This window comes from Frigoribacterium sp. AP1 (assembly GCF_056680555.1).
In genome coordinates, this window is the sequence record NZ_CM155288.1 from 1354783 (window position 1) to 1373258 (window position 18476).

Genomic DNA, 18476 nt, shown 5'->3' on the forward strand with positions numbered 1-18476 from the left:
GGATTGTCAGGGAGGCGCGGTGCGGCCGGGCGGTCAGCCCACCTGCACGGGCGGCCCCGCGATCAGCAGCACCACGAAGACGACGACCACCGCCACGACCAGCAGCACGAGGGCGAGGACGAGGTGCCCGAGCATCCAGCGCAACAGGCGGTCGAGCGGACGTCGGTCGCGCGGGTCGTCGGTCGCCGTGCGGCGCCAGGAGCCGGTGAGGAGGCCGCGGCGGTCGATCCAGCGCTCGACGGGCAGGGAGGCGAACGGCACCACGGCGCTGGCCAGGGCGGCCAGGGTCACGCCGCCCGACCAGCGCTGGTTCACCGCGACGACGACCCCCGCCACGAGGTACGCGAGGAACACGAAGCCGTGGATCGGCCCGGCCACGCTGACCGGCCAGTCGCCGACACCCACCGCGTACTTGAGGACCATGCCCGCGATCAGCAGCGACCAGGTCACCACCTCGGCGACGGCGAACGAACGGAAGAGGGTGCGAGGCGACACGAGCTGCTCCTGGTGAGGGGCCGACGGGGACCCACCCATGCTCGCAGCCCCCGCCTGGGTGCCGCCCCCGCCGTGGTGCCGCCCCGCCGTGCCCTGCCCGGGCTCAGGCCCGGGCCCGGGCCCGGCGACCACGCGGCCTGCGTACCCCTCTGGCTGGGTGCCGACCCGCGCCTCCTCGGTTGGATGGGGTGCATGACGACACTCGCGATCATCGGAGCAGGCAAGGGGCTCGGCGCTGCCGTGGCCCGACGATTCGGCGCGGAGGGCTTCAGCGTCGCACTGATCTCACGGCACCAGGGCCGGCTCGACGCCCTCGCGGCCGAGCTCGAGGCCGACGGCGTCACCGCGCAGGGCTTCACCGCCGACGTGCGCGACCCGGCGAGCATCGCGGCCGCGCTCGAGCAGGCGACCGAGCAACTCGGTCCGATCCAGGTGATGCAGTACAGCCCGCTGCCGCAGAAGGACTTCATGCGCCCGGTGCTCGAGACCATGCCCGCCGACCTGGTCGGCCCGGTCGAGTTCTCGATCTACGGGCCGGTCGCGGCGGTGCACCAGGTGCTGCCCGGCATGCGGTTCCTGCCCGACGGCGGCGGCACCATCCTCTTCGTCAACGGCGGTTCGGCCGTCACGCCCGGGGCGAAGGTCACCGGCACCTCCATCGCCTTCGCGGGGCTCACCGCCTACGCGCAGCTGCTCCACGACGAGCTCGCAGGCGAGGGCATCCACGTCGGCCAGCTGATCATCCCCGGCGGCATCGAGCCCGAGAGCAGCGACAAGAGCCCGGAGGCGCTGGCCGAGCTGCTCTGGCAGCAGCACGTCACGCGCGGCGAGTTCCGCACCACCGCGCCCGAGAAGGGCACGCCCGCCTGACGCCGGGCGTGCGGGCGGAGGGCCGGCACCTCCGCCGGGCGGCCATGAACCCCGTTTCGAGCGAAGCACCCGTTTTCTTCTGGGTTCATCGTTCGGAACGGGGTTCTTCGCTGATCCGGTACGTACCGGATCAGCACAGCGCGGGCTCGGATCGGCGCGGGCTCGGATCAGCGCAGGCCCGGGTCACCTGCGGGCCGGGTCAGCTGCGGCCCGCAGCTGCGGGCCCGGTCCGCTGCGGGCGGGCTCAGACTCCGCCGAAGCGCTCGGTGCGGACGCGGGTCGGCGCGTGCCCGAGCTCGACCAGCCACCCGGCGACGACCGCCACGAACGAGTTGGCCCCGCAGACATAGACCAGCGGGTGCTCGGAGGTGGGCAGCACGAGACGCTCGAGCTCGTCGCGGGTGAGTCGGCCTGCCGGCCGGCCGTGCCCCTCAGGAGCTGCGCGGCTGTAGACCCAGTCCACGGCGAAGGGCGTCGCCGCCGCGTCGTCGGGCGTCGCCGCCGCGTCGTCGGGCGTCGCCCCCGCGTCGTGATCCGAGGAGGCGCGTGCGGCCTCGTCGAGCTCCGCCACGAACCACCGCGAACCCGGGTCGCGCACCGAGGCGAGCAGACGCATCGGGGGTGCGTCCCGGCCTCGTGCCCGCACCATCGCCATCAGAGGTGCGACACCCGACCCCCCGCCGATCAACTGCACGGGGGCCGACGTCGGCGGGGTCGCACCCTCGGGCTCGGGCAGCACCGCGTGCACGGCCGAGTCGGGCTCGAACTCGGTCGGCGGCCAGACGAACCAGCCGCCGATCGGGCCGCGCACCTCGATCGGGTCGCCCGCTTCGGCCGCGTCGACCAGGTAGGGCGAGACCTCGCCGTCGTCGAGACGCTCGACGGTGACCTCGATCTGCGGGACCGGACCCGCGCCTCCTGCGCCTCGCGCACCGTCGGAGGCCCCTGAGACGTCGGACGCCCGGACGTCGCTCAGCGAGTACGAGCGCACGGCGGTGTAACCGTCGTCGGCGGTCAGGCGCAGGTCGACGTGCTGACCGGCTCGCGCGGGGCGGAGGCCGGGCACCGCGAGGGTCAGCGACCGGGCGCGCGGTGTCTGCGCGACCGACGACACGATCGTGGCGGGCAGCCAGGCGTACGGGTCACCCGCGGGGTCGGGCCCGGCGACCCCGGTGACCCCGCCGGCGCCGGCGACGGGCTCGCTCACGCGTACCGTTCTTCCTTCCACGGGTCGCCGTGCGGGTGGTAGCCCATGCTCTCCCAGAAGCCTCGACGATCGGTGGCCATGGTCTGGATGCCCTGCAGCCACTTCGCGCTCTTCCAGAAGTAGAGCCCGGGCACGAAGAGGCGCGCGGGCCCACCGTGCTCGGCGTGCAACGGCTGCCCCTCGTAGGTGTCGACCACCCAGGCTTTGCCCCCCAGCAACTCGCTGAGCGGCAGGTTGGTCGTGTATCCGCCGTGGCTGGTCGCCATCGCGAACTCGTGCGTCGTCTCGAGGCCGTCGAAGAGCGTGTCGAGCGAGACGCCCCGCCAGTGCGTGCCGAGCTTCGACCAGCTCGTGACGCAGTGGATGTCGCTCTCGATCGCCTCGTGCGGAAGCGCCTGGAAGTCGGCCCAGCTCAGCGAGCGCTGGCCGGTCTCGGTCGCGACCTGGAGCTCCCACCGCTTGATGTTCGGCGTGGGGCCGGCCGAGAGCACGGGGAACCCGCTCTCGAGGTACTGCCCCGGGGGCAGTCGCGGGTCGGCCGCGCGCCGCCTGCCGAAGCCGGTGAATCCTGCCATGGTGCGCCTCCTCGGGGTGGAGCGGGGTCGTTCGCGGGTGGGTCGTGCGCCCGTCAGCCTACGCACGACCCCCGACGTCGCGGGGCCCCGAGGCTGCGTCCGCGCTGGGAGAACGTCGACCCCGGCATGGGTGGAGGTCGTACGGTGGATGCAGGTCAATTCGAAAGGACCCCACATGGCTGAGTACACCCTGCCCGATCTGCCCTACGACTACTCCGCTCTGGCGCCGCACATCAGCGCGAAGATCATGGAGCTGCACCACTCCAAGCACCACAACACCTACGTCACCGGCGCGAACACGGCCAACGCCGCCCTCGCCGAGGCCCGCTCGACGGGTGACCTGGCGAACGTCAACAAGCTCGAGAAAGACCTCGCCTTCAACCTCGGCGGCCACGTCAACCACTCGATCTTCTGGACCAACCTGACCCCCGAGACCAGCGAGCCCACCGGCGACCTGCTCGAGGCCATCGGCCGCGACTTCGGCGACCTCGAGAAGTTCAAGGCCCACTTCACCGCCACCGCGCTCGGCGTGCAGGGCTCCGGTTGGTCGGTGCTCGCCTACGACGTGCTCGGCCAGCGCCTCAGCGTCTTCCAGCTCTTCGACCAGCAGGGCAACGTGCCGTTCGGCCTCGTCCCCCTGCTGATGCTCGACGTCTGGGAGCACGCCTACTACCTCGACTACCAGAACGTGCGCGCCGACTACGTCAAGGCCTTCTGGAACATCGTCGACTGGAGCAACGTCGAGGCCCGCCTCGCCGCCGCGACGACCAAGACCGACGGTCTGATCACGCTCTAGTCGCTCCACCCGCACCACGCCGACGGCGCGTCCCCTCCCGGGGGCGCGCCGTCGCCGTGTCCCCTCGGCCCGCGACGACTCGTCCCCACCGCCGACGCGTTCGTCCTCAAGGATGAAAACCCCGCAGGAGGCGCGCGCGGCCGGTCGGCGACGCCTTACGGTCGTCGACATGGACACCATCCCCGACGACCTGCGCACCTGGGTGCCGCGTCTCGCGGCCCCCGTCGCCGCCGCGGTCTTCGTGCTGCTGTGGACGATCGCCGAGGCCGGCCGCGGGAACCTGGTCGAGAACGTCGTCCTGTTCGGCCTCTTCGGCATCGCCGTCGGCCTCGCGGTCTGGATGCCGTGGACCTCGATCGGCCTGACGGTGGCCATCCCGGCCCTGCAGCTCGCCGGCTGGGTGCAGCCCCCGACGGACACCACGTGGCCCACGTACCTCGCCATCGCGTTCGTGGCCTTCTTCGCGGCCTTCGCCCGGTCGGTCGCCGTGCGGTTGGTCGCGTTGGCCGCCGCCGGCCTCGCCTCGGGGCTCGCCGCGATCGCGATGGCCGTCCCCACCCTCGCGCGGCCGTACGTCTGGTCGTCGTGGGTGGGCGGCGGCCAGGGCACGAAGACCGACGTGATCACCCTGGCGGCCTCGCTCTTCGGTGCCGCGGCCGCGGCCTGGGCGGTCGGCATCTTCCTGTCGAGCGTGCTGCGCGTGCGCCGCATCGGGCAGGTCCTCGAACGCACCGAGACGCGCTTCCACGAGACGGACTTCGAGCTGCGCCTCGCCCACGATCGTGCCCGCATCTCGCGGGACGTGCACGACGCCCTCGCCCACTCGCTCGCGGTGGTCGTGTCGCAGGCGCAGGGCGCCCTCGCCCTCTCGGCGACCCGTCCGGAGGTCGTCGAACAGGCGCTGCGCACGATCGCCGACGTCGGACGCACCTCGCTGGTCGACGTGCGACACCTGGTCGAGCGCATCCAGCAGGACGCCGACGACGCGACGCCCCGCGAGACCCTCGCCGACCTCGACCGGCTGGCGACGACGATGCGCGACGTCGGCATGACCGTCACCCTGCGGCACCTCGGCGACGCCGCCGAGCTGTTGCCCTCGCAAGAGCTCGCGGTCTTCCGCATCGTGCAGGAGAGCCTGACCAACGCACTCAAGCACTCGGGCTCGTCGAGCACGGTCGACGTCGCGCTCGACTGGCGCGGCCCCGGGCTCGCGCTGCTCGTGACGTCGTCGGGTGACGACCCGCTGGTCGCCGCCCGCCGCGGCACCGGCCGGGGCACCGGCATCGCCAGCATGACCGAACGTGCCCGGCTCGCCGGTGGCTGGCTGACGGCCGAGCTCGGCGACGACGGCGTCTTCGTCGTCACCGCGTTCCTGCCCACGCCCGAACCGATCGGACTCCTGCAGTCCTGGACGGAGCAACCCGCATGACCGATGTGACGACCGCGACGACGCGCACCGCGCCTCCTGCCCTCGTGAGGGTGGTCGTCGTCGACGACCAGCCGCTGTTCGCCTCGGGGCTGCAGATGCTGATCGAGGCGCAGCCCGACCTCGTCTGCGTGGGCACGGCCGTCGACGGGGCCGCCGGCGTGGCCCTGGTCGAGCGTGAGCGGCCCGACGTCGTGCTGATGGACCTCCGCATGCCCGTGATGAACGGCCTCGAAGCCACCACCCGCATCGTCGCGGCGGCCGGCACCGACCCCGACTCGACCCCGCGCGTCGTCGCCCTCACCACCATCCAGCGCGACGAGGCCGTGTTCAGCGCGTTGAAGGCCGGGGCCTACGCGTTCCTGACGAAGGACGCGACGCCGGACGAGGTGTTGACGACGATCCGCGCGGCGGCGGCCGGCGAGCCCGTGCCGACCACGGCCGCCGCACTCGACGTCGTGCACGCGTTCGCCGTGCCGACCCCGTCGCCGAAGCGGCGGAGCGAACCGCTCGAGGTGCTCTCACCCCGCGAGCGCGAGATCTTCCTGCTCGTGGCGCGGGGCCTGAGCAACGCCGAGATCGCCGAGAGCGCGTGGCTGAGCGAGGCGACGGTCAAGAGCCACGTCCGGGCGGTGCTGCAGAAGCTCGGCATGCGCAACCGGGTGCAGATCGTGGTCTTCGCCTACGAGAACGACCTGGTGGGACCGGCCCGCGACGACGAGGGGGGCACGCGATGACCGACGAGAAGAGCGTTCCGCCCGGCAAAGTTGCGCCTGGCAGCCTTCCACCCGGCAGCGTCTCGCCTCGACAGCGACGCGCGAAACGGGTGACGCTCGCCGCCGTGGTCGCGGTGGTCGCCGGCGTCGTCGCCTACGGCATCCCCGCCAACGCCGCCTACGCCCTGCCCGACCTGCCCGAGAAGGACGTCGACGCGTGGACGATGCCGCTCGACCGGTACGTGCCCGTCGGCGAGACCTCGTCGGCCTACGCCGTGCTCCTCGTGGCCCAGCAGTGCATGGTGGGGGCGGGCTACGACGACTACGTGGTGCCCTGGCGGGACGTGGCGGCAGGCGACCGGGCGGGCGAGCTGTCGACGAACGGTTCGCTCCGCCTGCAGGCCTTCGACCTGGAGACGGCCGAGACCCGGGGCTACCACGCCGCCTCGGTGATCGACGCGGGGGCCGCGGCCTGGTCGGAGTTCTCGGCGCAGCCCTGGACCACCGGCAGATCCGACCGGTTCGACACCTGCGTGCAGCGCGCCCGCGAGACCGTGCCGCCCATGGACGACTACTACAACCGGACCGAGTCGCTCGTGCGCCTCAACAACGCGGCGTTCGACGGGGCTCGCGACGACCCCACGGTGACCGCGACCTGGGACGACTGGCGCGGGTGCATGCAGGACGCCCGGGTCGGCGACGTGGCCTCCGACCCGTCGGGCATGCCGACCCGCGAGATGGCCGACCGGTTCGAGACGCTCGACTCGAGCACGTCGCCGACCGCCGACGAGATCGAGATCGCGACGGCCGACGCCCGCTGCCGCGAGTCCTCCGGCTACCGCGACGCCCTCTACGAGGCCGAGTGGCAGCGGCAACTCACCGTGCCCCATGACGACGGTCAGCTCCTGGCCCAGATCGACACCGCGGCCCTCGCGGCCGACAACGCCACGATCCGGCAGGTGCTGACGGAGCTCACCCCACCGCGGCCGTCGTCCTGACCGGCCCCCTCCTTGAGGGGACTGGAAAACAGGTCGGTCAGTATCTAATCTGGATGCACAGAGGACACGTCGGGGGACGGGGGCACGACCGACGGCCTGATCAGCGGGGGCAACGAGCTGGTCAGGCCTTCGCGCCCGGGGGCCACGACGGTGGGCAGCACGAACGCCCACATGTCGCGCAGCCGGTCGAAGAGGTCGGCTCGGCCGGTCAGGGCCTGCGACACGATGTGCACGCCGGCGTACGACCCGACGACGAACCGGGCGACGCTCTCGACGTCGGTGTCGTCACGGAAGTCCCCGTCGGCGACCGCCCGCTCGACGAGCCCCGAGATCTGGGCCTGCCAGTCGAGGTACGGGTGCTCGACCCGGAGATCGCGGCTCGGCGACTGGGTGGTCAGGCGGATGCCCGCCGTCACGAGCACCTCGGTGGTCAGCTGCGTCGCGAGCGACGCGCACGAGAGCATCAGCGCCTCGGCACCACTGCCCGCCGTCTCGGACACCCGGTCGGCGTAAGCCCGCGAGAGGGCGTGCTGCTCGGCGATGACCGCGTTCGCGAGGTCGGCCTTGGAGCGGAAGTGGAAGTAGAGCGCACCCTTGGTCACCGTGGCGGTCTCGGCGACGAGGTCGAGCGAGGCGTCGCTGTAGCCGTGCTCGTCGAAGACGACGGCGGCCCCTCGGATGATGGCGGCGCGGGTCGCCTGGGCGCGTTTCTGCTGGGGCATCGGGTGGGTCTCTCCTGCGGGTCGACACGGCGCCCTGCGAGGCACCGCACGGCCGTCCCCCGTCGACCGCTGCACACGTTACCGGGGCGACCTGCGCCCTCCGACAGCTGCCGGGGTACGCGTGGCGAAGCGTTTCGGGGTACGACCGACCGGTCCGCCTGCCGCCCGTGACGTCGCGTGCCGCGCCTGGTCACGGCGCGCTAGCGTGCGGGCATGACGCTCAGCCTCGTGCCCATGCCCACCTCCCGCCTCGTGCCCTGGATGCGGCGCTCGACCGCCGAGTACGAGAAGTCCCGCGTGCTCGCCGGCGAGACCCCCGAGCAGGCGGCCGAGGCTGCCCGACGCTCGTTCGGCGAGGCCTTCCCCGACGGGGCACCGGCCGAGGGGCACCTCGTCTACGACGTCATCGACGACGCCCGACCGGGTGAGCCCGTCGGCATCCTCTGGATCGCACCCCGCGTGTCCGGCTCGTCGGACTGGTGGGTCTTCGACGTCGAGATCGACGAGGCCCACCGCGGCGCCGGACTCGGCCGGGCGACGATGCTCCTCGCCGAGCAGGCCGCCGCCCGTCACGGCGCCGAGACCCTCGGTCTGAACGTGTTCGGCTACAACGAGGTCGCCCGGCACCTCTACGAGTCGCTCGGCTACGAGACGACCGCCGTGCAGATGAAGAAGCCCGTCACCGCCTGAGGGGCGACCCGGGAGGCGCGGTGCCGGTCTCGGGGACGGGCACCGGCTCGGGCGAGGCGACCCGCGCCTCCTCGGGGTCGCCGTCCCGGGCGCGGGCCCTCGGCACGCGGCTGGCGTAGAGCACACCGCCGACCACCGCGACACCGGCGACGAGCTCGACCAGGTCGGGCACCTCGCCGAACGCCAGCCACGAGGCCAGCACGCCGACCACGGGCACCAGCATCGAGAACGGCGCGACGGTCGCCGAGGGGTAGACCGAGAGCAGGCGCGTCCAGATGCCGTAGCCGACGACCGAGGCGATCAGCACGAGGTAGAGCAGGCAGAGCACCGACGGCAGCGCCTCGAGTGTGAAGACCGTGCCGAGGCTCTCACCGATGCGCGCGGGGCCCTCGACGACGAACGACAGGGCGAGCATCGGCACCGGCGCGACGATCGACATCCACAGCGTCAGGTGCATCGGGTTCGGCGGGGCGGCCCGTCGGACGGCCACGTTGCCGATCGCCCAGCCCAGCGCGCCGCACAGCGTCAGTACGACGGGCAGCAGCGCCGCGACCTGCGACCGGTGACCGGCGATGACGACGAGCCCCACGACGGCGATGCCGATGCCGATCGCCTGCCGGCGGGTGATGCGCTCCCGCAGCCAGAAGCCGGCGATCACGACGGTGAACGGGGCCGAGGCCTGCAGCACGAGCGAGGCGAGACCCGAGGGCATGCCGGCCGCGATGCCGAGGTAGAGGAACGCGAACTGCAGCATGCCGAGCGTCGCCCCCACCAGCAGGAGGCGCGACCACGGGATCGCCGGACGCGGCACCAACAACACGGTCGGCACCGCCAGCAACGTGAAGCGCAGCGCCACGAGCAGGAACGGCGGGAAGTGTTCGAGGGCGATCGCCGTCACGGGGAAGTTGATTCCCCAGCACACGGCGACGACGAGGGCGAGGAGGCGGTCGCGGACGGTCACCTGTCCATCGTGGCGCGCTGGACCGTTCAGGACCAGCACAGATTGCTGCGAGGTCTTTGTAGGCTGCCTTCATGGACCTCACCCACCTCGACCTGTTGCGAGAACTCGCCGACCGCGGCAGCGTCACCGCCGTCGCGGCCGCGACGCACCGGTCGCCCAGTGCCGTGTCGCAGCAGTTGAAGACGCTGCAGCGCCAGCTCGGGGTCGAGCTCGTCCGTCGCGCCGGCCGGGGCGTCGCGCTGACCGAGGAGGGCCGGGCGCTGGCCCGGGCGTCGGTCGGGGTCGCGACCGCGGTCGCCGCGGCCGAGGCGGCGTTCGACGCCGTCCGCGGAGGCACGGGCGGTGTGGTGCGGGTGTCGTTGTTCCCGTCGGCGGCCGAGCTGCTGCTGCCCGGGCTGCTGCACCGCATGCGGTCGCACCCGGGCATCGAGCTCGACGTGGCCGACCGCGACGTCTCCGAGGACGAATTCGCACCCCTGACGGCCGATTTCGACGTGGTGCTCGCCCACCGGTCCGACGGCGTGCTGCCGCCTGGCCGGCGGACGACGACCGTCGTGTCCCTGCTGCGCGAACCGCTCGAGGTCGCTCTGCCCCTCGGTCACCGGCTGTCCGACCGTGGACGCGTGGCCGTCGACGACGTCATCCGCGAGCCGTGGATCGGCGTGCCCGAGGGCTACCCGATCGACCGCGTGCTGGTGTCGATGGCCCTGCAGTCGGGCGTGGCACCCGAGGTCGTCCACCGCACGGTGCACCTGCCGCTGATCGAGAACCTCGTCGCCGCCGGCCACGGGGTGGCACTCGTGCCCCGCCACACGTCGGCCTCGCGGGCTCCCGGCCGGTTCCACCTGGCGACGCTCGAGAACGTGCGCGCCGGACGGCACCTCGAGGCGCTGATGCGACCCGACCGCGCGGCCCGACCGGCCGTCCGCACCGTGGTCGACGAGATCCGGGCCGAAGCCGCGTCGATCCAGGTGTGATCCTTCGCCGCACGCCTTGTGGTGCGAACCTCCCGAACGTACAATTTCCTGTACTCAGGAGGCACGATGAAGACACTCACCTATTCCGAGTCGCGGGCGAACTACGCGGCGACGCTCGACGCGGTCATCGACGATCGCGAAGAGGTCGTCATCACCCGTGCCGGCCACGACCCCGTCGTGCTCGTCGCCCTCGACGACTACGAGTCGCTGAAAGAAGCGGCCTACCTCTTGCGCAGCCCGGCCAACGCACGGCGCCTGCTCGGCGCGATCGAGCGTCTGAGCGAGGGCGGCGGGAGCGAGCGAGAACTGCACGGATGAGGATCGTCTTCGACGACGACGCCTGGGACGACTACGTGTACTGGCAGACGCAGGACCGGAAGGTGCTGAAACGCATCAACACGTTGATCCAGGACATCGAACGCCACGGGAACGAAGGCATCGGCAAGCCCGAGGCCCTCAAGCACGGATTCCACGGCTTCTGGTCTCGACGCGTCACCGACGAACACAGACTCGTCTACAAGGTGACCGAGACGGACGTCCTGATCGCGCAGTGCCGCTACCACTACTCGGACTGAACTCGCATCGTCAGCGGACGCCCTTCGTCGCGAGGAAGACCACGGGGTCGGTCGCGACGCCGCCCTGCCGCACCTCGAGGTGCAGGTGGCAGCCGGTCGAGCCGCCCGAGGTGCCGACGCCCGCGATGTTCTGGCCGGCCTGGACCTGCTGGCCGACCGAGACGTAGATGCCGTTCCGCTCCATGTGGGCGTAGGCGCTGCTGACCCCGCCGCCGTGGTCCACGACGATCAGGTTGCCGTAACCGCTCGACGGCCCGGCGTAGCTGACACGGCCGGCCGAGACCGAGTAGATCGGCGTGCCGCAGGCCGCACCGAAGTCGGCGCCCGCGTGCAGCTTGTACTCGCCCGTGATCGGGTGGATGCGGTAGCCGTAGGCCTGGTACGAGCTGTACGAGCGGATGGCTGCGACCCACCCGGTGCCCGGGTCGGGCACCGTGACGCCCGGGCCCGGGCCGCCCGTGCCGGGAGTCACGGGACCGGTGCCGCCACCGGCGGCCGGGGCGGGGCGGGCTGCCGCGGCAGCGGCGGCCGCGGCAGCCGCCTGCGCCTGGGCGTAGGCCTGCTCGAGAGTCATGCGGTCGTCCTCGAGCAGGGCGACCTGCGCGGCGAGGGTGGCCTTCTCGTCGTCGACGGCCGCGAGGTCGGCCTCGGCCGTCACACTGGCCGCGGCCGCGTCGTCGAGGGCGGCCTGGGCGTCGGCCGCGAGCCGGTCGCGCTCGGCGAGCGCCACGGCCGCCTGGTCGGCCAACGAGGTCGCGAGGTTGTCGGCGGTCTGGGCCCGTTCACGCAGCCGCCCGACGTTCTCGCCGAGCTTGCTCGACAGGCTCAGACCCTTGAGCACCTCTTGCGCGCCGTCGCCGGACGCGAGCAGGTCGCCCACCATGCCCCCGCTGCCGGGGCGCGCCATCAGCGCGGCGGCCTGGCCGACGACCCGTCGTGCGGAGTCGGCGGTCTCGCGGGCCTCGGCCCGACGCGTCTCGAGCTGTTCGTGCCGGGCCGTGGCCTCGTCGACGGCGGCCTGGGCCTCGCCCAGCACGCGTCCGGCCTCGTCGGCCGAGGTGCGGGCGGCCTCGGCGCGGGCCGACGCGGCGTCGAGCGCCGTCTGCAGGTCGGCCAGCGCCTTCTTCTTGGCGGACTCGTCGTCGCGGGCGGCGAGGACGGCCTGCCAGGTGGGGGCCGCGGCGCTCGCTCGATCGGGGACGACCAGGGTGGCGAACAACGCCAGCGCCAGCACGACGGCTGCTGCCGACGTCCGTCGGCGGAGGGGGCTCGAGGCGGAAAGGGGGCGGACGGAGTGGTGCATGGCTCTCTGTCTGTCTGATGCGCACGACCCGTCCGGTGAGGCCCGGGGGTGCGCTGCGGTGCAGGGGCGTCCGCGCTCGGGCCTCGCGGACCACCCACCCTACCGAGTGGGCCGGGTCGGAATCAGCGCCATCACCCGGCACCGCGCCTCCTCGGGGTGGCCGACGCCCTGTGGAGGAGACGTCGACGTGGCGGCGGCCCCGGCACCCACGAGGTACGGCCGTGTCCCCCTTTCGGCCCCTGTGCGCGGGGGTGCATCCGTGGTCGACTGTCCCTTCCACCACCGTCGGGGCAGCACCCCCGACTGCGCCGAGAGAGGCGTAGATGGCATCGTCCCGACCGGCCCGCACCACCCTCGGCCTGCTCGCCGCGGCCGCCGTCGTCCTCCTGACCGCCTGCTCGTCGGGCGACACCACCCGACCGACGCCGTCCGACGGGTCGGCGACTCCGAGCCCGACCCCGACGTCGCAGGCGACCCGGGTGACGCCCGAGACGATCCGCACGGCTCCGTCCGGCACGGTCTTCCACGGCGGCATCGCGCTCGAACCGAACTCGCTGGCGGTGCGGGCCGAGGCGACGCTCAGCGCCGACGGCGAGACGGACGCCGCCCGGGCCGCGGCTCTGATCGCGAAGCGTCCCGTCGCGATGTGGATCGGCGACGGCTACGACGACGCCCAGCTCGTGAGGGTGATCACGGACTACCTCGCCGCCGCCGAGGAGCAGGGTGCGACGCCCGTGTTCGTCACGTACGCGATCCCCGACCGGGACTGCGGCAACTACTCGGCCGGCGGCCTGTCCGTCGAGCGCTACCCCGCCTGGAACGCGACCGTCGCGGCCACCCTCGCCGGGCACCGGGCCGTCGTGATCGTCGAGCCTGACTCGCTCGGGATGCTGAGCCGGTGTCCGCAGCTGGCCGACACGCGCCTCCCGTTGCTGAAGCAGGCGGTCGCCGACTTCGCGGCGGCCGGCGTGCCCGCCTACCTCGACGGCGGCAACTCGCACTGGGTGGAGCCCGAGGTGATGGCCGAGCGACTCGAGGCGGCGGGCGTCGACCAGGCCCGCGGCTTCTTCACCAACGTCGCGGGCTTCTACCCCGTGGGCGACGAACAGCCCTACGCCGAAGAGGTCGCCGCGATGACGGGCGGCAGCCGCTACGTGATCGACGTGTCACGCAACGGCCGCGGCTGGAAGGGGACCTGGTGCAACCCCGAGGACGTCGGCCTCGGCCAGGACCCCCGCGTGGTGTCCGACGACGGCCGCCTCGACGCCCTGCTCTGGGTCAAGACGCCGGGCATCAGCGACGGCACCTGCAACGACGGACCCCCGGCCGGCGAGTGGTACCCGTCGTACGCCGAGATGCTCGTCGACCGCCGCCCCGAGTGGGCCCGCAGCTGACCCGCGACGCCTAGCGCAGGCGGGCGCGCAGCAGCTCGAGGAACTCGTCGGCCATCGCGAGCTGACGCTCGAGCTTCGCCCGCCGCTCGACGGTCTCGTCGACGAACACCGCCAAGGAGGCGCGGGTCGCCTGGACGTGCCCGTCACCCTCGTCGCCCGGCTCGCCCTCACCCGCAGCCCCGGCGTCACCCGCCCCGGCCGCGTCGCCCGCCCCGGCCGCGTCGCCCGCCCCGCGGTCGAGCGCGTCGACGACCCGCAGCAGCTCGGCCATCTCGTCGAGGCTGAACCCCAGCGGCTTCATGCGCCGGATCACCATGAGTCGCAGGTAGTCGTCGTGCGTGTAGAGCCGGAACCCGCCCTCGCTGCGGCCCGACGGCGTCAGCAGACCGACCTCGTCGTAGTGGCGGATCGTGCGCAGCGACATCTCGGTGCGGTCGGCGAGCTCGCCGATCTGCATCGTGGCGGTCTCGTCGGGCATCAGGTCTCGTTTCATCTCTACCCTCACGTAAGGGTAGGGTTGCATCGTACGGCAGTGTCGCCGGCTCCCCCATTCTTCCTCACACCCCCAGGAGTCCTCCGTGACCACTGCCCCAGACGCCGACCGCGCGCGCCCTGAGCCCGCCGCGCGGTCGGTCCGCCCCGCCCGCCCCGCCGACACGGTGCTGTCGGTGTTGCGCAACCCGCGCCTCCTGACCCGCGAGGCCCTGGCCGGCGTCGTCACGACGCTCGCCCTCGTGCCCGAGGTCATCTCGTTCTCGGTGATCGCCGGGGTCGACCCGATGGTCAGCCTGGTCGCGTCGATCGTGCTGGCGCTCGTCATGTCGGTGCTCGGCGGCCGCCCGGCCATGGTCACCGCCGCCGCGGGGTCGGTCGCTCTCGTGATCGCACCGCTGGTGCGCGAGCACGGCACCGACTACGTGCTGCCGACGGTCGTCCTGGCCGGGCTCGTGCAGCTCGCGTTCGGGCTCGCCGGTCTCGCCCGGCTGATGCGGTTCATCCCCCGCTCGGTCATGATCGGCTTCGTCAACGCGCTCGGCGTGCTGATCTTCGTGGCGCAGGTGCCGCACATCATCGACCAGCCGTGGGTCGTGTACCCGCTGTTCGCCCTGACCATCGCGATCGTCGTGCTGTTGCCGAAGGTGACGAAGGCCGTACCGGCGCCGCTGGTCGCCATCGTCGTCGTGACGGTCATCGCCGTGGCCGCCCGCCTCGACGTGCACACCGTCGGCGACGAGGGTCCGATGGGCGGCGGCCTGCCCGGCCTGACCCCGTGGCTCGCCCCGTTCACGCTCGAGACGCTGCAGATCATCTGGCCCACCGCCCTCAGCGTCGCCTTCGTCGGCCTGATGGAGACCCTGCTGACCGCCAAGCTCGTCGACGACCTCACCGAGACCCCGTCGCACAAGGGCAAGGAGTCCTGGGCCCTCGGCGTCGCGAACATCGCGGCCGGCTTCTACGGCGGCATCGCCGGCTGCGCCATGATCGGCCAGACGGTCGTCAACGTGAAGATCGGACGGGCCCGCACCCGGGTGTCGACGATCGCGGCCGGGCTCTTCCTGCTGCTCCTCGTCACCGGGCTGAGCGCCGTGATGTCGGCGATCCCGATGGTCGCGCTGGCGGCGGTCATGATGATCGTCGCGATCACCACGGTCGACTGGCACTCGCTGAAGCCGTCGACCCTGCGGCGCATGCCGGTGCCCGAGACACTGGTCATGGTGGTCACGGTTGCCGTGGTCGTCGCCACGAACAACCTCGCCCTCGGCGTCGCGGTCGGCGTGCTGCTCGCGATGGTGCTGTTCGCCCGTCGGGTGGCCCACGTCATCACGGTCGAGCGGCACGTGACGCCGGGCGCCGTGGCCGGCAGCGGCGCACTCGACGAGACCTCGGAGGTCTCCGACGCCTCGGACGCCTCGGACGCTTCGAACGCAGGAGGCGCGGGTGCGGTCGCCGGGTCCCCGGCCCCCGCGACGGTGCGGTACGACGTCGTCGGCCCCCTCTTCTTCGGCAGCAGCAACGACCTCGTCGAGCACTTCTCGTACGGAGACGACCCCGAGGCGGTCACCGTCGACCTGTCCCGCGCCCAGGTGTGGGACGCGTCGAGCGTCGCCGCCCTCGACTCGGTCGACGAGAAGTTCCGGGCGCACGGCGTGACGGCGACGTTCGTCGGGCTGGACGACCGCAGCGAGGCGTTCCACGGCCGCCTCACCGGCCGCCTCGGTTAGCGCGTCATCCCAGAGGCGCGACCCGCGCCTCCCGGTCCTGCGCCCCGCCCGCCGCCCCTCCCGGTGTGCAAATCGCGACAAGTGCGGCCGGACGGACGGCTCTGGACGAACATGAGCGGCGCGTCGCCGACCGGTTGTCGGGTTCGGTACGCGGGATCGTTCCTCGCCGGTCGCGAATTGCACACGCGGCACGGTGGGGACGGGCCCGGGGCGGAGCGGGCGGACGGTGGAGCCGCCGATGCGGAGGTCGCGCCAGGACGAAGCCCCGGGCGGCACGCGTCACCTCAGGCGGACCACCGAGCACCGGAGGCGCGGGTCGCCACCCCAGGACGACACCCGGAGGCGCGGGTCGCCACCCCAGGACGACACCCGGAGGCGCGGGTCGCCACCCCAGGATGACCACACCACGGAGTGCAGGTCACCATCCGACGACGACACCACGGAGGGGCGGGTCGTCAGCTCAGGGCGCGCGGCGTCCCGACACGGTCGAACCCCGGGGGCCCGGCTCAGCCGTCGATGCGGACGAAGTGGTGCGCCTGGTTCCAGATCGGGCGGACGTCCACGAAGCCGCCGGGCTTCGGGGCGTCGAGGATCATGCCGTTGCCGGCGTAGATGCCGTCGTGGGCCAGGTTGTCGAACACGACGAGGTCGCCGGGCACCGCCTCGGACTCGGGGATCGTGCGCCCCTCGGTGTTCTGCGTCGGCACGTAGTGGGTCAGCTTGATGCCGAACTGCGCGTAGACGAAGGTGATCAGGCCCGAGCAGTCGAACTTCGAGGGGTCTTCGCCGCCGTGCACGTACGGCGTGCCGATGTACTGCAGCGCCACGGCGAGCACCTGGTCGCGGTCGAGTTCGGGGTAGAGCGGGTTCGCGAGGTAGTCGGCCGTGGTCGGCCCCTCGTAGGTCGTGTTCGCCGCGGCCCTGCGGTTCTGCAGGTTCTGCGTCACGACGTCGATCATCGACGTGGCCGAGTAGGCGTCGCGGGCGGTCTCGTCGGACTCGTCGGTCAGCGACGCCGTGTCGACCGACAGCGTCTGCGAACCGAGCGACGATCGCGCCGACGCACCCGCGGCGACGGCCTGGGCCTCGTCGCCGGTGGTCGCGAGCAGGGGCAGCACGCCACTGGCGGCGAAACCGACGATGGCGGTGACGATGGAGAGCTTCTTCACGGCGGTGCCGACGCTGCGCGCCGCACCGGCACGGCCTGCCGCACCCGCACGTCCGGCGGCACCACGGGTCGGCGACGTGGGACGAGCGGCCACGACCGCGGCACGGCGAGCGCGACGCGAGGGGCGGACAGACGCAGGGCGAGCGGCAGCCGAGGAGGCGCGGGCGGCGACATCAGGACGAGCGGCCTCGGTCGCGGCGGACTCCTCGAGGCCGAGCAGCGGGCCGGTCTGGACCGGAGCGTCGGCGCGGCGGGGTCGGACGCGCGGGGCGACCGCGGCCTCGGCGGCACCGACGAGGGCGGCGCACTCGACGAACGACTCGCGGTGCGAGGTCGGCAGCACGTCGCGACGGGCGCGGCGTTCGCGACGCTCGAGGGCCAGGCGGGCCGAACGCTCACCGAGCGGACGAGCCCCGTCGTGACCAGCGGGGTTCTGACCAGCGCGGTCGTGACCAGCACTTTCGATGTGACCAGCTGTCGCGCCACCCTGATCCGGAGAGGTCGGGGAGGCGGGCTTCGTCACGCGTGCGGTCCTCTCGGCTGGGGGTGGTGCGAACACTCGACCCTAGCGCGCATCATCCTCGAGGTGTAGTTGTCGTCGGAAAAAGGTCACGAATCGATCACGAGATCATTCGGGTGATCGCTCGTCGGGTGAGTCCGGGTCACCCGACCCGGACGAAGGGCCCGGCACTCCGCGACGCCGCTTGAGTTCGCGCCGCAGCGCACGCCGCTCGCGCCAGCTCGGGGGCGGGGGCGGCACGGCGGCGGCCTCGGCGGCCCGACGCGCCTGACGCCGCTCGTGCCAGAGCAGCACCTCGCCGTCGACGTCCCGCGTGGGCGTCACGACCGGCGGGCCCCCGGACAGCTGGCGCCGGGCCTCGACGATGCGCGCGTTGAAGTCGTCGAGGTGCGACCGTACGGCAGCCTCGGAGTGCAACCGGTCGAGCTCGGCGTGCAGACCGGTGCTCTCGGCCCGCAACGACAGGGCCGGAGGCGCGAGCCCGGTGAGCCCCTCGCGCTCGATCAGGCCGCGCAGCCACCAGTCGGGGTCGACCGTGCCCCCGGCCAGGCCGGGCAGCGGCTTGCCGGCGAGCGGCAGGTCGTCGAACTCGCCGCGGGCGATCGCCAGGTCGATGGCGGTGCGGGCCCAGGCCCGCATCTCGGCGGCCGTGCGGGTGTCGCGGGGCGCGTCGTCGCTCGGCACGTCGCCGTCGACCCGGTAACGGGCCGCGTCGACGCGGTGGTCGCGACCCTGCGGTCGTCGTTCGGGTTCTCGGTCCATGCGCCGCGCCTCCTGCGCTCGTCGTCGGACGACAGGCGGTGTCCGACCGTCGTCCCTGCTCGTCCGTGCTCTGCTCGTCCGTGCTCTACTCGTCCGTGC

General features: G+C 72.7%; 20 protein-coding genes. 11 read left to right on the plus strand and 9 right to left on the minus strand.

Going from position 1 to position 18476, the window contains the following annotated elements:
* Positions 1 to 33: 33 nt before the first annotated feature.
* Positions 34 to 495 (minus strand): DUF3817 domain-containing protein, encoded by a 462-nt coding sequence (locus AC1MBW_RS06460; RefSeq protein WP_480025868.1) that lies wholly within the window; start codon positions 493 to 495, stop codon positions 34 to 36.
* 192 nt (positions 496 to 687) lie between these two features.
* Here AC1MBW_RS06460 and AC1MBW_RS06465 point away from each other — a divergent pair, with 192 nt between their 5' ends.
* Positions 688 to 1365: an SDR family NAD(P)-dependent oxidoreductase gene (locus tag AC1MBW_RS06465; protein ID WP_192118255.1), complete on the plus strand. Its 678-nt coding sequence runs from the start codon at positions 688 to 690 to the stop codon at positions 1363 to 1365.
* A gap of 244 nt (positions 1366 to 1609) precedes the next feature.
* Here the strand turns inward: AC1MBW_RS06465 and AC1MBW_RS06470 are convergent, their stop codons facing one another.
* Together AC1MBW_RS06470 and AC1MBW_RS06475 are read right to left on the minus strand one after the other, a co-directional pair.
* On the minus strand, positions 1610 to 2572 hold the full coding sequence (locus tag AC1MBW_RS06470; RefSeq protein WP_480025869.1) for a ferredoxin reductase domain-containing protein: 963 nt from the start codon (positions 2570 to 2572) through the stop codon (positions 1610 to 1612).
* Positions 2569 to 3147: a molybdopterin-dependent oxidoreductase gene (locus AC1MBW_RS06475; RefSeq protein ID WP_480025870.1), complete on the minus strand. Its 579-nt coding sequence runs from the start codon at positions 3145 to 3147 to the stop codon at positions 2569 to 2571. The genes AC1MBW_RS06470 and AC1MBW_RS06475 overlap by 4 nt, the downstream gene beginning before the upstream one ends.
* A gap of 175 nt (positions 3148 to 3322) precedes the next feature.
* Here AC1MBW_RS06475 and AC1MBW_RS06480 point away from each other — a divergent pair, with 175 nt between their 5' ends.
* The 4 genes from AC1MBW_RS06480 (at position 3323) to AC1MBW_RS06495 (ending at position 7083) form a co-directional block, all read left to right on the plus strand.
* The gene (locus AC1MBW_RS06480) at positions 3323 to 3943 is read left to right on the plus strand and encodes a superoxide dismutase (RefSeq protein WP_480025871.1); all 621 of its coding nucleotides are present in this window, start codon (positions 3323 to 3325) and stop codon (positions 3941 to 3943) included.
* A 169-nt stretch (positions 3944 to 4112) separates the two neighbouring features.
* Positions 4113 to 5372: a sensor histidine kinase gene (locus AC1MBW_RS06485; protein ID WP_480025872.1), complete on the plus strand. Its 1260-nt coding sequence runs from the start codon at positions 4113 to 4115 to the stop codon at positions 5370 to 5372.
* Positions 5369 to 6106 (plus strand): response regulator, encoded by a 738-nt coding sequence (locus AC1MBW_RS06490; protein WP_480025873.1) that lies wholly within the window; start codon positions 5369 to 5371, stop codon positions 6104 to 6106. Before AC1MBW_RS06485 ends, AC1MBW_RS06490 begins: the two co-directional genes overlap by 4 nt.
* A gap of 89 nt (positions 6107 to 6195) precedes the next feature.
* Complete coding sequence (locus AC1MBW_RS06495; protein WP_480025874.1) at positions 6196 to 7083, plus strand: hypothetical protein; 888 nt, start codon at positions 6196 to 6198, stop codon at positions 7081 to 7083.
* A gap of 44 nt (positions 7084 to 7127) precedes the next feature.
* On the opposite strand, the gene AC1MBW_RS06500 is transcribed toward AC1MBW_RS06495, so the two are convergent.
* Positions 7128 to 7805 carry a ScbR family autoregulator-binding transcription factor gene (locus AC1MBW_RS06500; protein WP_054145055.1) on the minus strand — a complete coding sequence of 226 codons (678 nt, stop codon included), beginning with the start codon at positions 7803 to 7805 and terminating at the stop codon, positions 7128 to 7130.
* A 213-nt stretch (positions 7806 to 8018) separates the two neighbouring features.
* Between AC1MBW_RS06500 and AC1MBW_RS06505 the strand changes: the two genes are divergently transcribed.
* The gene (locus AC1MBW_RS06505; RefSeq protein WP_480025875.1) at positions 8019 to 8495 is read left to right on the plus strand and encodes a GNAT family N-acetyltransferase; all 477 of its coding nucleotides are present in this window, start codon (positions 8019 to 8021) and stop codon (positions 8493 to 8495) included.
* Here AC1MBW_RS06505 and AC1MBW_RS06510 read toward each other — a convergent pair.
* Complete coding sequence (locus AC1MBW_RS06510) at positions 8485 to 9456, minus strand: EamA family transporter (RefSeq protein ID WP_480025876.1); 972 nt, start codon at positions 9454 to 9456, stop codon at positions 8485 to 8487. The two genes, AC1MBW_RS06505 and AC1MBW_RS06510, sit on opposite strands and share 11 nt — an antisense overlap.
* 71 nt (positions 9457 to 9527) lie before the next feature.
* On the opposite strand from AC1MBW_RS06510, the gene AC1MBW_RS06515 reads away from it, so the two are divergent.
* The 3 genes from AC1MBW_RS06515 to AC1MBW_RS06525 all read left to right on the plus strand — a co-directional run bounded on the left by AC1MBW_RS06515 (position 9528) and on the right by AC1MBW_RS06525 (position 11008).
* A complete protein-coding gene (locus tag AC1MBW_RS06515) occupies positions 9528 to 10433 on the plus strand; it encodes a LysR family transcriptional regulator (protein ID WP_480025877.1) in 906 nt (301 codons plus the stop codon).
* 66 nt (positions 10434 to 10499) lie between these two features.
* Complete coding sequence (locus AC1MBW_RS06520; RefSeq protein ID WP_054145051.1) at positions 10500 to 10751, plus strand: type II toxin-antitoxin system Phd/YefM family antitoxin; 252 nt, start codon at positions 10500 to 10502, stop codon at positions 10749 to 10751.
* On the plus strand, positions 10748 to 11008 hold the full coding sequence (locus tag AC1MBW_RS06525) for a Txe/YoeB family addiction module toxin (RefSeq protein ID WP_480025878.1): 261 nt from the start codon (positions 10748 to 10750) through the stop codon (positions 11006 to 11008). Before AC1MBW_RS06520 ends, AC1MBW_RS06525 begins: the two co-directional genes overlap by 4 nt.
* Positions 11009 to 11018: 10 nt before the next feature.
* Here the strand turns inward: AC1MBW_RS06525 and AC1MBW_RS06530 are convergent, their stop codons facing one another.
* Positions 11019 to 12311 (minus strand): peptidoglycan DD-metalloendopeptidase family protein, encoded by a 1293-nt coding sequence (locus AC1MBW_RS06530; RefSeq protein WP_480025879.1) that lies wholly within the window; start codon positions 12309 to 12311, stop codon positions 11019 to 11021.
* 323 nt (positions 12312 to 12634) lie between these two features.
* Between AC1MBW_RS06530 and AC1MBW_RS06535 the strand changes: the two genes are divergently transcribed.
* On the plus strand, positions 12635 to 13705 hold the full coding sequence (locus AC1MBW_RS06535) for a glycoside hydrolase family 6 protein (protein WP_480025880.1): 1071 nt from the start codon (positions 12635 to 12637) through the stop codon (positions 13703 to 13705).
* A 10-nt stretch (positions 13706 to 13715) separates the two neighbouring features.
* On the opposite strand, the gene AC1MBW_RS06540 is transcribed toward AC1MBW_RS06535, so the two are convergent.
* A complete protein-coding gene (locus tag AC1MBW_RS06540; protein ID WP_480025881.1) occupies positions 13716 to 14183 on the minus strand; it encodes a MerR family transcriptional regulator in 468 nt (155 codons plus the stop codon).
* A gap of 100 nt (positions 14184 to 14283) precedes the next feature.
* Here AC1MBW_RS06540 and AC1MBW_RS06545 point away from each other — a divergent pair, with 100 nt between their 5' ends.
* A complete protein-coding gene (locus AC1MBW_RS06545) occupies positions 14284 to 15927 on the plus strand; it encodes a SulP family inorganic anion transporter (RefSeq protein WP_480025882.1) in 1644 nt (547 codons plus the stop codon).
* A 506-nt stretch (positions 15928 to 16433) separates the two neighbouring features.
* Here the strand turns inward: AC1MBW_RS06545 and AC1MBW_RS06550 are convergent.
* Together AC1MBW_RS06550 and AC1MBW_RS06555 are read right to left on the minus strand one after the other, a co-directional pair.
* Positions 16434 to 17438: a C40 family peptidase gene (locus tag AC1MBW_RS06550; RefSeq protein ID WP_480025883.1), complete on the minus strand. Its 1005-nt coding sequence runs from the start codon at positions 17436 to 17438 to the stop codon at positions 16434 to 16436.
* Between the two features lie 285 nt (positions 17439 to 17723).
* Positions 17724 to 18377, minus strand: a complete 654-nt coding sequence (locus AC1MBW_RS06555; RefSeq protein WP_480025884.1) for a DnaJ family domain-containing protein — start codon at positions 18375 to 18377, stop codon at positions 17724 to 17726.
* Positions 18378 to 18476: the final 99 nt, after the last annotated feature.